Consider the following 11905-nt stretch of genomic DNA (forward strand, 5'->3'; position numbering starts at 1 on the left):
CACCCGGACGGCCCGCGCCGTGCTGCCGGCCCACGCCCGGCTCACCCGCCGGCCCGAGTTCGCCTCGACGATCCGGCGCGGTCGCCGCGCCGGCCGCGCGAGCCTGGTGGTCCACCTGAAGCTGAACACCGACACGACCCGCCCCGGCGGTGTGCCCGAGCACGCCACGCCGAGGGCGGGTTTCGTCGTGAGCAAGGCCGTCGGCAACGCGGTCGTGCGGCACCGGGTGACCCGGCGACTGCGGCACCTGGTCCTGGACCGGCTCGGCGAGCTGCCCGCGGGGGCCGACCTCGTCGTGCGCGCGCTGCCGCCCGCGGGGACCGCGTCGTCGGCCGAGCTGGGCCGCGACCTGGACTCCGCGCTGCGGTCGGCCCGCAGGCCGCGCTCTGCGCAGAAGGCGTCGGGGCAGAAGGCGTCGGGACAGAAGGCACAGCAGGCGTCGCAGAAGGCACCGGAGCACCGCGACGTGGACGGTGACCGGTGACCACGTCGTCCAGCCGGGGTGCCCGCACCTCCACCGCGCACGTGCCCGCGCGCGCCGACGGGCTGCCGCCGGACACCCGTCCGGACCTGTCCGCAGGCGCGCGGGGCGCGATCGCCGCCGTCCGCTGGTACCAGCGCTGGATCTCCAGCGCCACGCTGCCCGCGTGCCGCTTCCAGCCCAGCTGCAGTGCCTACGCCGTCGACGCCTACGCGGTGCACGGTCTGGTCCGCGGCACCGCACTCACCGCATGGCGCCTGCTGCGCTGCGGGCCGTGGCACCCTGGCGGTGCGGATCCGGTCCCGCCGCGGCGCCCACACGCCGACCGGTCGTCCACCGAGCCCGTCCCGAACGAAGGCCTCTAGGACGTACCGGCCACCCGCCGGCCCGGTGCCCTCCGGGACACCGCCGAGACCCCGAGGAGCAACGCACCAGTGCTGAACTTCATCTACTACCCCGTCAGCTTCATCATGTGGGTGTGGCACAAGGTGTTCGGCTTCGTCCTGGGTGAGAACAACGGGTTCGCCTGGGCGCTGTCGGTGGTCTTCCTCGTCTTCACGCTGCGGCTGATCCTCTACAAGCCCTTCGTGAGCCAGGTCCGCTCCATGCGCAAGATGCAGGAGATGGCGCCGGAGATGCAGAAGCTCCGGAAGAAGTACGCCAACGACCGGCAGAAGCTCGCCACGGAGATGCAGAAGCTCCAGCAGGAGAACGGCGCCAACCCGATCATGGGCTGCCTGCCGATCCTGGTGCAGGTGCCGGTGTTCATCGGCCTGTTCCACGTGCTGCGGGAGTTCAAGCCGGGCAAGACCGAGAACTACGTCTTCAACGCCGCCGAGAACGCCTCGTTCGTCGACTCCAACGTCCTCGGCGCCAAGCTCGGCGCGGCGATCTGGCCGCTGCAGAACACCTCCGGCGTCGAGCAGCTCGGCGGCAGCTACGTCTCCCAGTGGATCGTGATGATCCCGCTGATGATCGCGGCCGGCGTGTTCACCCACATCACCGCGCGCCACTCGGTCGCCCGGCAGCAGGCACAGATCGCGGCCGGGACCGCTGCGGCGAACCCGCAGGCCGAGATCATGCAGAAGCTGATGCTCTACGTGTTCCCGATCGGCGTCGTGGTCGGTGCGCCGTTCCTGCCGCTCGCGATCCTCTTCTACTGGGTGTCCAACAACCTGTGGACCCTGTGGCAGCAGCACCACGTCTACAAGAAGATCGACGTCGAAGAGGCCCGGCAGCGCGAGAAGTCCGTCGAGTCGGCGAAGAACCTCGCGCCGCGCCCGGGCCAGAAGCCGGTCCGTAAGGACGGCAAGCAGACCGAGGCCCCGGCCGAGAGCACCAAGGACGCCGAGGAGGAGATCCGGGAGATCGCCGACGATCCGGTCCCCGGCTCCGACGGCGCCTCGGCCGACTCCGCCCCCGACTCCGGATCGGGCTCGGTGAACAGCTCGAACGGGTCCGGGAACGGCGCGGGCCGGAACGGGTCGGCCACGAACGGCGCGAAGCCCGGCGCCAAGAAGCCCGGCGCGAAGCCGGTGAACCGCCGTCCGCAGGGCTCCAAGAAGAAGGGCGGCGGCAAGCGCCGCTGACGGCACCACCCGGTCCCCCGGGACCACCAGCACCACCCCGTGCGCCCGGCGCCCCGGCGGCCCCCGACCGCCGTGCGGGCCCGGCGCACCCACAGCGTTCCGTCGAGAGGAGAACCCCGTGCCCACCACTGCGCAGGACAGCCCCCGTGAGGGTGCCGACGTGGAGAGCAAGCCGTCCGGTGAGGACCTGCTGGTCCAGGAGGGAGACGTCGCAGGCGACTACCTCGAGCGACTGCTCGACATCCTGGACTACGACGGCGACATCGACCTGGACGTCGAGGGCGGCCGAGCCGTGGTCAGCATCGAGGGCGGCGACGCCGCCTCGAACGCCGACCTGGAGAAGCTCGTCGGCGCCAAGGGCGACGTCCTGGAGAGCCTGCAGGAGCTGGCCCGCCTCGCCGTCCAGCAGCAGGTCGGCAACCGCTCGCGCCTCATGCTCGACGTCGCCGGGTGGCGCCGCCGGCGCCGCGACGAGCTGACCGAGATCGGTCTGCAGACGGCTAAGGAGGTCAAGGAGTCCGGCGAGTCCGCCCGGCTGCGTCCGATGACGCCGTTCGAGCGCAAGGTCGTCCACGACGCCGTCGCGACCGTCAAGGGCGTCGTCAGCGAGAGCGAGGGCGAGGAGCCGCGGCGCCAGGTCGTCGTCCACACGAAGTGAGCGCTCCCCTTCCTCCGGCCCCGGCCGCCGCTGCGCAGGTCTTCGGTGACCGGCTGCCGCTCGCGACCCGGTACGTCGAGCACCTGGCGACCTCCGGGATCGAGCGTGGCCTGATCGGGCCGCGCGAGCAGGAGCGGCTGTGGGACCGGCACGTCCTCAACTGCGCGGTCCTGGGCGAGGTCGTCCCGGACGACGCGAACGTCGTCGACGTCGGCTCCGGCGCGGGGCTTCCCGGCATCCCGCTGGCACTGGCCCGCCCGGACCTGCGGATCGTGCTCGTCGAACCGCTCGCGCGCCGGGTGGAGTGGCTCGACGAGGTGCTGGCCGATCTGCAGCTGCCGATCTCCGTCGAGCGGGGCCGGGCCGAGGAGAAGGCCGTCCTGCGACGATGGGTGGGGGCCGACGTGGTTACCGCCCGCGCCGTCGGACCGCTCGCCCGGTTGGCGGGCATCTGCCTGCCGTTGCTCCGGACGGGGGGTGCGATGCTGGTACTGAAGGGTGCGTCCGCGTCCGACGAGATCGGTCGTGACAAGGCCGCGGTCCACGCCCTCGGTGGCGGGGACGCCCGGATCCACACCTGCGGTGCCGGGGTGGTCGATCCACCCAGCACCGTGGTCGAGATCCCGCGTATCGGCGTGCCCCGTCGGAACCGGAGGAAGGAACGGCGATGATGGAGACCCGGTCGGCTGTTCCACGTGAAACACCCCCACGTTCGGCGACGCCGGCGGAATCGACACAGGGAGGGCCGCGCGTGAGTCTCGGTTGGACCCCCATCGCGGACGAGGCCGAACGAGCCGCCCGTCTCCGACACCCGGACGAGCACTCGATGCCACGTCCGGCGAGCCGCCGCGTGATGGCGGTGGCGAACCAGAAGGGCGGCGTCGGCAAGACGACGAGCACGGTGAACGTCGCGGCCGGCCTGGCCGTACACGGCGTCCGGGTGCTCGTCGTGGACCTGGACCCGCAGGGCAATGCCAGTACCGCTCTCGGCGTCGAGCACCGGACGGGGACCCCGTCGGTCTACGAGGTCATGCTCGGCGAGATCGGGTTGAGCGAGGCGGCGGCGACCAGTTCGGCGTCGCCGAACCTGCTGTGCGTGCCGGCCACGATCGACCTGGCCGGCGCCGAGATCGAGCTGGTCAGCATGGTCGCCCGGGAGTCCCGGCTCGCCCAGGCGCTGAGCGACGAGGCACTGGCCGAGCTCGACATCGACTACGTGCTCATCGACTGCCCGCCCTCGCTCGGCCTGCTGACGGTGAACGCGCTGGTCGCGGCGTCGGAGGTGCTGATCCCGATCCAGTGCGAGTACTACGCGCTGGAGGGGCTCGGGCAGCTGCTCTCCAACATCGACCTGGTGCGCTCGCACCTGAACACGTCGCTGCACGTGTCGACGATCCTGCTGACGATGTACGACGGCCGCACCAAGCTCGCCGACCAGGTCAGCTCCGAGGTCCGGCAGCACTTCGGCCCCACGGTGCTGCGGACGGTGATCCCACGCAGCGTGAAGGTGTCCGAGGCCCCCGGTTACAGCCAGACCGTCCTCGCCTACGACCCGGGCTCCCGCGGCGCGATGAGCTACGTCGACGCGGCCCGCGAGATCGCCGACCACGGTGCGTCCGGCGCCTACCTCCCCGACGCGGGCGGGCGCTGAGATGGCACCCGAGCGCAAGGGTGGTCTGGGACGCGGCCTCGCCGCACTGATCCCGACCGGGCCTGCCGAGCCGGGCACCCAGCCGCGGCCGGGCGGCAACGGCGCACCGCTGCACCGGCCGTCGGGGACGTCCTCCGAGCACGGGCGTGAGCAGTACGGCGACGCCGAGGTCGTCGACGGCGGTGCCGAGTACCGGGAGATCCCGCTGCGGCGGATCGTCCCGAACCCGAAGCAGCCGCGGACCCAGTTCGACGAGGAGCAGCTCGCCGAGCTCGAGCACTCGATCCGCGAGTTCGGGCTGCTGCAGCCGATCGTCGTCCGCCGCGCCGGTCGTGACTACGAGCTGATCATGGGTGAGCGCCGCTGGCGCGCCGCCCAGCGCGCGGGCCTGGAGACGCTGCCCGCGATCGTCCGGCACACCGCCGACGACGTCCTGCTCCGCGACGCGCTGCTGGAGAACATCCACCGGGTCCAGCTGAACCCCCTGGAGGAGGCGGCCGCCTACGAGCAGCTGCTCGGGGAGTTCGGCGTGACCCACTCCGAGCTCGCCGACCGGCTCGGCCGGAGCCGTCCGGTCGTCACCAACATGATCCGGCTGCTGAAGCTGCCGGTGACGGTGCAGCGTCGGGTCGCGGCGGGCGTGCTGTCCGCCGGGCACGCGCGGGCGCTGCTCGGGCTCGAGGACGCCGGCGCGCAGGAGGAGCTCGCCACCCGGATCGTCGCCGAGGGCATGTCGGTGCGGGCGACCGAGGAGGCCGTCGTGCTCGCGCGGCAGGAGGGGCCTGCCGAGCAGCGCCCGGCCCGTCGTCGCTCGGCGCCGCGTCCGGAGTTCACCGAGATGGCCGACCGGCTCGCCGACACCTTCGACACCCGCGTGAAGGTGGAGATGGGTCAGCGGAAGGGACGCATCGTCGTCGAGTTCGGCTCGGTCGAGGACCTCGAGCGGATCACCGGGATGATGGGCGTCCGCACCGAGGAGTGATCGGAGCGCGTTCTCGTGCGGCCGTCGCCGGATCACCCGGCGGCGGCCGTTTCGCGTGTGACGGGTCCTCGGATGATCGCCGCGGTGGCGGGCTTCTGAGGGCGCGCTGAGCTCGACGCTGCGGGGTTGTCGCGGTGATCGGCGGGTGAGGGGCCCGGGACGGCGTTCTACGGCGGTTGCGGCTGAATCAGGGCTGTTCGATGGCTACTGTACCGATTCAGCTCGATGTTCATACGTTCGTCTGTCGAGACGTCGTGCTTCTGGCGCGTTCGGCCGGGCGGGGATGGCATCGGTCGGCTCGGCGTCGGATCTCGTCGCCCCGCACGGGCGCGTACGGGTGTGTCCGCGTGGGTGCGGCCGGGTACCGGCGTTCGGGCGCGTCGGCTCGGCGTGTGCCGGCGCGGAGAGTAGGGGCGGGCGTTGCGGGGAACGAGAGCGGTCCCGGGGCGGGCGCGTCCCGGGGCTGTGTCGCAGGAGTCCGACGTCGCAGGAGTCCGACGTCGCAGGAGTCCGACGTCGCAGGAGTCCGACGTCGCAGGGGTCCGACGCGGTCGGAGTCCGTGCGCCGACGTGCGTGGGAACGGCTCCGTCGTGATCGTGGTGCCGGTATGCGCGGACCCCGGGGTCCGGTTTCACGTGGAACGCGTCTGCCGGCAGCCGTGGCCGGGTGGTGTGTGCGTGGACGTGCACCGGTCCCCGGCGTCCGCTTCGGGGTGGTGGACCGGGTGCCGTGCGGTGGACCCGACGGGAAGCGGTATCTGCTGCGGCGACGAACCCGGGGCGCCGCTGCGGCCCCTGAGCGGCTCGGAGCGGTCTTGGGATTCCGGTTGGATCACCGGGGCTCGGCCGTGCCGGGTGGTGCCCTGAGATCGATCAGGAGGGCCGTGCCGGCGGGTTCCGCGGAACACAGGCGGCCCTCGTGAGACGCAGGACGGCGCCGAAGGCGTGAGGCCGTCGGTGCGGTGGCACCGGTCGGTAGCCGCGCGCCGGTCGGGGTGCTGCGTCTCCGTCGAATGCCGGCAGGTCCCGGAGGTCACCGCAGCGGCGGATTCTCCGGTGGAGTCCGTGCTCCGCGGGAGGCAGCGGTGCTGCCCGTCCGTCGCGTACGAGGCCGAAACCCGGCGCCGGTCGCGCTCGCGTTCCGCGGAACGCGATGTGGTGCCCCCGGGGATCGACTGCCCCGGATGTCGCTGGTTCACGCGGCCCCCGCTCGCGTTCCGCGGAACGTAGGCGGAGCGAGCGAGGAGCGCGCTCCCGGGGTGCGTTCTGCAGGATGCGATGGCGGTGGCCTGGCCGTGGTCGGGCGCCGCTGCACCTGGCTCCCGCAGTCGGCGTTCCGCGGAACCCCGCGCCTGTCTGCCCGGTCCGGGCTCCACGGAGGGCAGAAGCTCCGGAGCCTCGACGGAAGGATCACGGCGGGTCCGGAGACCGCGGCGACGCACATCCGAGGCCCGGGCGGGGTGGCGAAGAGCGTCCGGCCGTGGTGGCTGTCGGGAGTGCTCGACCGGGCTCCGTGGGGCGACGCCGCGACCGGGTCCCCGCTCCCCTGCCGTCCCCGAGCGCGCACCTGGCGTGGGGCCGGACGTTCCGGGGAACGCACCCCGCTGCGTCGCTGCGGGAGCGTGACCACGGGGCGACCGTGCCACGGCACCGATCCGACCACGGTCTGCGGGAGGGACGGAGCGCGGACCGGACGTGGCAGGACCGGGCCCACCGTTGGTTTCACGTGGAACGTGCCTGCGGGGCCACCGCTGTTCCACGTGAAACCACGACGCGTCAGCCCCGTTCGGCGGCCCGTTCGACGAGCGCCCGGTACACGGTCGCGAGGTCGGAACCGGCCGCGTCGACCGCGGTCGGCAACAGCGACGTGTCGGTCAGCCCGGGCGACACGTTCATCTCCAGTACGTGCACGGCGCCGTCGGCGTCGACGATCGCGTCCATCCGCGACACGTCACGCATGCCCAGCAGCGTGTGCGCGGCCAGCGCGGTCTCACCGAGCTGCGCCAGTGTCTGCTCGGACAGCCGTGCCGGGCAGTGGAAGGTGGCGGCACCGGGCGTGTAGCGGGAGGTGTAGTCGTAGAACCCGGACGGGACCTCGACCTCGACGGCCGGGAGGGCACGCGGCTCGTCGCCGTCGTGCACCACCGTCACCGCGACCTCGGTCCCTTCGACGAACTGCTCGGCGAGCACGGTGTCGGCGTAGGCGAAGCAGCTGACCATCGCGGCGGGCAGGTCCTCGGCGTTGCGCACCACCTGGACGCCCAGCGCCGACCCGCCCTGGTCCGGCTTGAGCACCAGCGGCAGCCCGAGCCGCCCCACGATCGCGTCGAGGACGGCCTGCGCCCCGAGCTCACGGAACGTCGAGTGCGGCAGCGCGACCCAGTCCGGCGTCGACAGTCCCGCCCGGACGAGCTCGGCCTTCACGCTCGGCTTGTCCCAGGCACGCCGGCACGCACCGGACGGCGTCCCGACGAACGGGATGTCGAGCAGCTCGAGCACCTGCTGCACCGCACCGTTCTCGCCCTCTCCCCCGTGCAGCGCCACGGCGACGGCATCCGGCCGGTCGCTGCGCAGACGCTCCAGCAGGTTCGCGTCGACATCCCACTCCCGGACGTCGACGCCGACGGCGCGGAGCGCGCCCGCCAGTCGCCGCCCGGACCGCAGGGACACCTCGCGCTCGTGGGACAGGCCTCCGGCCAGCACGGCCACCGTTCGATCACTCACGCGGGCATTCTGCGCCATCGCCCGCGACGACGAACGCCCCGGGACCGATCGGCCCCGGGGCGTTCCACGTGAAACAACCGCGTCAGATGCTGTCCGGCCGTGGACCCTGCGGTCCCCGGTTCAGCTCACGCCGTGCCGACGACCCGAACGTGCGGACGACGTCGAGCTCGGCCTCCAGCACCGCGGCCAGCCGCCGCACGCCCTCGGTGATGCGCTCGGGCGTCGGGTAGCAGAACGACAGCCGCAGCTGCCGGCTGCCGAAGCCGTCGGCGTAGAAGCCGGTGCCCGACGCGTAGGCGACCCGCGCCGTCACCGCGCGCGGCAGCATCGCCTTCGTGTCGACGCCCTCGGGCACGGTGAGCCAGACGAAGAAGCCGCCGTCGGGCACCGTCCAGGAGCACCCCTCCGGCAGGTAGGTCTCCAGCGCGGCCAGCATCGCGTCCCGGCGCTCGCGGTAGTTCTCCGCGAACGTCTTGATCATGCTGCGCCAGTCGTGGTGGGCGAGGTAGCGCGAGACCATCATCTGCGTGAAGGTCGGCGGGCAGAGCGTCGCGGACTCCGCGGCGAGCACCAGGCGGTCACGGACGAGCGGCGGCACCAGCGCCCAGCCGACCCGCAGCCCGGACGCGAACGTCTTGGAGAACGACCCGAGGTAGATGACGTCGGCGTCGTAGGACCGCAGCGCGGGGTGCACCTGGCCGTCGAACCCGAGCATGCCGTACGGGTTGTCCTCGATGACCATGACGCCGTAGCGGCGGCAGATCTCCAGGATCCGCGGTCGCCGCTCGTGCGCCAGCGTGACGCCGGCCGGGTTGTGGAAGTTCGGGATCGTGTAGAGGAACTTCGGCGTGATCCCCTGCCCCGCGAGCGTCTCCAGCGCCTCCTGCAGCCGCTCGGGGACCAGCCCGTGCTCGTCCATCGCGACGTGCACGACGCGCGCCTGGTAGGCCGCGAAGCTGCCCAGCGCCCCGACGTAGGACGGGCCCTCGGCGAGCACGACGTCGCCCGGGTCCACGAAGATCCGGGTGAGCAGATCCAGCGCCATCTGCGAGCCGACGGTGACGACGACGTCGTTCGGGTCGCCCTCGACGCCCTCCTCCCGCATGACCTCGCAGATCTGCTCGCGCAGCACCGGGACGCCCTGCGCCGAGCCGTACTGCAGGGCGCTGAGGCCGTCGTCGTCGATCAGCTCGGCGACCTCGGCGGACAGCGAGCCGAGCGGCAGCGCCGCCAGGTTCGGCATCCCGCCGGCCAGCGACACGACCTCCGGACGGCTCGCGACGGCGAACAGCGCCCGGATCTCCGACGCAGTCATCCCGGCGGTACGGGCGGCGAACCGCTCGGTCGGCGGCAGCGGGGTCGGCACGACGGCGTCGCCGGCGCCCTCCCCTGCACCCGCTGCCGCGGCCGCGGCGGAGCGGGCGTCGGGCTGCTGCGGGCGGTCGGGCGAGGCCATCGGGTGCTCCCCTTCGGTGACAGGAACTCGGAAACACCGCGTCCGGCCGGCACGTCGTGTTTCACGTGGAACCGGGCGCGGTCGGCCGAGTGTAACCGCGACGGGTGATCGTCCCGCCCTTCGTCGTGGCGCACGTACCGGTGGGCGGCTCGCGGATGACGGCGGTGGGCCGCAGTGCTTACTCTCGGGCGGACGAGACGGCCGACCGGCCGTGGTGCGCACACCTGCACTGCCGCTGTGCGCACACCGAACACGCACCGCGCGACAACAACGGCCGGAGGTCCCCTACGTGTCCTGGCATGTGGCCGCGCTCAACCTCGACAACCTGGGCGACCTGCCCAAGCGGTGCCGCAACTGCGTCTACTGGGAGCTGTCGCCGCGGCTGGCCGAGCAGGCCGAGGGGTACGGCACGACCGACCTCGAGAAGGAGGCCTGGCTCTCGGAGGTGCTCCTGGAGTGGGGCTCCTGCGGCCGGGTCGTCTACGTCGGCGGGGCCCCCGCCGGCTACGTCCTGTTCGCGCCGCCGGACTCCGTCCCCCGCGCCACGGAGATGCCGACCGGACCGGTCAGCGCGGACGCCGTTCTGCTCATCACGATGCAGGTCCTCCCCCAGTACGCCGGGGAGGGCCTCGGGCGGGCACTCGCCCAGGCCGTCGTGAAGGACCTGACGGGGCGTGGTGTGCGGGCGATCGAGGCGTTCGGCGACGCCCGCCCGGGCACCGAGGCGGACTGCGTCGTGCCGGTGGACTTCCTGCGCTCGGTCGGGTTCAAGACCGTCCGGCCGCACCACCGGTGGCCCCGGCTGCGGATGGAGCTGCGTTCGGGGCTGGAGTGGAAGTCCGACGTCGAGGCCGCACTCGAACAGCTGTTCAACACGGTGACGATCCCGATGCAGGCCCCGGCACCCGTCGAGCGGGCACCGGCCCGGCTGAGCACCTGCCCGGCCGGCCTGCGGGCACCCGAATCGCCGTAAAGGGCCCTCAGCTGACCGCTCGCGGCCTGATCGACTTCATCGGGCCGGAGACCTGTCCGGCCCGGCAGCAGCCCGCCCCGGAAGATCTCAGGGCGGGCTGAGAACGCCTCAGACGGCGCGGATCTCGTCCCGGCCGTACTCCCGTGCGAGTACGTCGTTGAACGTGAAGGTCCCCGTGGGCTGGTCGTCCTGCCCGAGCAGGTACAGCCGCTTGACGGCGACGAGGATGCCCTCGGCGACCACGTCGCGGAAGGCGGGGTCGAGCAGCTTGCGCCGGTCCCCGAGGTTGGTGATGTAGCCGACCTCGACGCGCACCGCGGGCATCCGGGTCCGCCGGACGAGCTCCCAGGTGCACGGCTGGCTGTGGCAGTCGACCATCGGGGTGCGGGTGAGCAGCTCGCGCTGGATCAGCCCGGCGAGCGCCTCGCCGACGTTGGACGTGGTGCCCGAGCCGTTGCCGAAGTAGTACGTCGCCAGCCCCTGCGCGTGCGGGCTGAAGCTCGCGTCGGTGTGCAGCGAGACGACCAGGTCGGCGCCGACGTCGTTGGCGAACTGCGCGCGCTCGGCGTCCGGCGGGTTGCCGGTCTCCGGGCGGGAGAGCAGCGCCTCCATCCCGGTGGCGGACATCCGCCCGACCAGCCGGCGGGCGAGGTCCCACATCAGACCGGCCTCGGTGACCTCACCGATCTCGACGCCGTGGTCGGTGCCGCCGTGGCCCGGGTCGATGACGATCCGCTTACCGCGCATCCGCGGCCCGGAACGGCGCAGCAGCTCCTGCTCACGCAGCAGGTGCGGGCGGCCCCCGGTGACCTTGCGACCCAGCTGGCGCAGCGCGCGCAGCGTCTCGGGCCCACAGACGCCGTCGGGGACCATCCCGTAGTCGCGCTGGAAGCGCATCAGCGCCTGCTCGGTCTGCTGGTCGAACAGGCCGTGCGGACGGCCCGGGTCGTACCCGAGCTCCATCAGCCGCTCCTGCAGCATCGCGACGTCGTCCCCGGTGGTCGGGGTGGAGAGGGTGAAGGACAGGAGCCGGTCCCCGAGGGACCAGCACGCCTCGCGCAGTGCGCGGGCGGTGTCCGGGCCGACGATGCCGTCGGTGATCAGGCCGCGTCCCTGCTGGAACACCCGGATCGCCTGGTCGGTCTCGTCGTCGAACACGTGCCCGACGGGCACACCGGGTTCCGCAGCGGGCAGCAGACCGAGCTGCCGCAGCCGGGTCCGGATCTCTTCCACGGCAGGACCGGAGTCCCCGCGCCGGAGCAGCTGCATGCACCCCTCGCTCGCAGTCGGTCGGCGCCGGTCGGCGCCTGGTCTGGAGTCGCCTTCCGCGGGTCGCCCGGCGGATGGCCGGGAACCATTGTGCCCTGCCCGGCCCCCGGGGCGTCGCAGCG

General features: G+C 72.7%; 11 protein-coding genes. 8 read left to right on the plus strand and 3 right to left on the minus strand.

Annotated elements, in window-relative coordinates:
• Positions 1-19: 19 nt before the first annotated feature.
• The 7 genes from rnpA (at position 20) to ACLE50_RS10475 (ending at position 5361) form a co-directional block, all read left to right on the plus strand.
• On the plus strand, positions 20-484 hold the full coding sequence (gene rnpA / locus ACLE50_RS10445) for a ribonuclease P protein component (protein ID WP_410943239.1): 465 nt from the start codon (positions 20-22) through the stop codon (positions 482-484).
• Positions 481-846 (plus strand): membrane protein insertion efficiency factor YidD, encoded by a 366-nt coding sequence (gene yidD, locus ACLE50_RS10450; protein WP_410943240.1) that lies wholly within the window; start codon positions 481-483, stop codon positions 844-846. The genes rnpA and yidD overlap by 4 nt, the downstream gene beginning before the upstream one ends.
• A 69-nt stretch (positions 847-915) precedes the next feature.
• Positions 916-2070, plus strand: coding sequence for a membrane protein insertase YidC (yidC, locus tag ACLE50_RS10455; RefSeq protein ID WP_410943241.1), 1155 nt, complete (start codon positions 916-918; stop codon positions 2068-2070).
• A 118-nt stretch (positions 2071-2188) separates the two neighbouring features.
• Positions 2189-2728, plus strand: coding sequence for a Jag family protein (locus ACLE50_RS10460; RefSeq protein WP_410943242.1), 540 nt, complete (start codon positions 2189-2191; stop codon positions 2726-2728).
• A complete protein-coding gene (gene rsmG, locus ACLE50_RS10465) occupies positions 2725-3399 on the plus strand; it encodes a 16S rRNA (guanine(527)-N(7))-methyltransferase RsmG (RefSeq protein WP_410943243.1) in 675 nt (224 codons plus the stop codon). Before ACLE50_RS10460 ends, rsmG begins: the two co-directional genes overlap by 4 nt.
• An 80-nt stretch (positions 3400-3479) precedes the next feature.
• Positions 3480-4379 (plus strand): ParA family protein, encoded by a 900-nt coding sequence (locus tag ACLE50_RS10470; RefSeq protein ID WP_410943244.1) that lies wholly within the window; start codon positions 3480-3482, stop codon positions 4377-4379.
• A 1-nt stretch (position 4380) separates the two neighbouring features.
• Complete coding sequence (locus ACLE50_RS10475; protein WP_410943245.1) at positions 4381-5361, plus strand: ParB/RepB/Spo0J family partition protein; 981 nt, start codon at positions 4381-4383, stop codon at positions 5359-5361.
• Between the two features lie 1776 nt (positions 5362-7137).
• On the opposite strand, the gene ACLE50_RS10480 is transcribed toward ACLE50_RS10475, so the two are convergent.
• Both ACLE50_RS10480 and ACLE50_RS10485 read right to left on the minus strand, forming a co-directional pair.
• Entirely contained in the window at positions 7138-8085 is a 948-nt protein-coding gene (locus ACLE50_RS10480; RefSeq protein ID WP_410943246.1) for a D-alanine--D-alanine ligase family protein, read from the minus strand.
• An 82-nt stretch (positions 8086-8167) separates the two neighbouring features.
• Positions 8168-9541: an aminotransferase-like domain-containing protein gene (locus tag ACLE50_RS10485; protein WP_410943247.1), complete on the minus strand. Its 1374-nt coding sequence runs from the start codon at positions 9539-9541 to the stop codon at positions 8168-8170.
• Positions 9542-9830: 289 nt separating this feature from the next.
• Between ACLE50_RS10485 and ACLE50_RS10490 the strand changes: the two genes are divergently transcribed.
• The gene (locus ACLE50_RS10490; protein WP_410943248.1) at positions 9831-10514 is read left to right on the plus strand and encodes a GNAT family N-acetyltransferase; all 684 of its coding nucleotides are present in this window, start codon (positions 9831-9833) and stop codon (positions 10512-10514) included.
• A 108-nt stretch (positions 10515-10622) separates the two neighbouring features.
• On the opposite strand, the gene ACLE50_RS10495 is transcribed toward ACLE50_RS10490, so the two are convergent.
• Positions 10623-11783 (minus strand): N-acetylmuramoyl-L-alanine amidase, encoded by a 1161-nt coding sequence (locus ACLE50_RS10495; RefSeq protein WP_410943249.1) that lies wholly within the window; start codon positions 11781-11783, stop codon positions 10623-10625.
• Positions 11784-11905: the final 122 nt, after the last annotated feature.

Origin of the sequence: Pseudonocardia phyllosphaerae, assembly GCF_046546475.1 — a bacterium.
In the GTDB taxonomy this organism is placed as follows: domain Bacteria; phylum Actinomycetota; class Actinomycetes; order Mycobacteriales; family Pseudonocardiaceae; genus Pseudonocardia; species Pseudonocardia phyllosphaerae.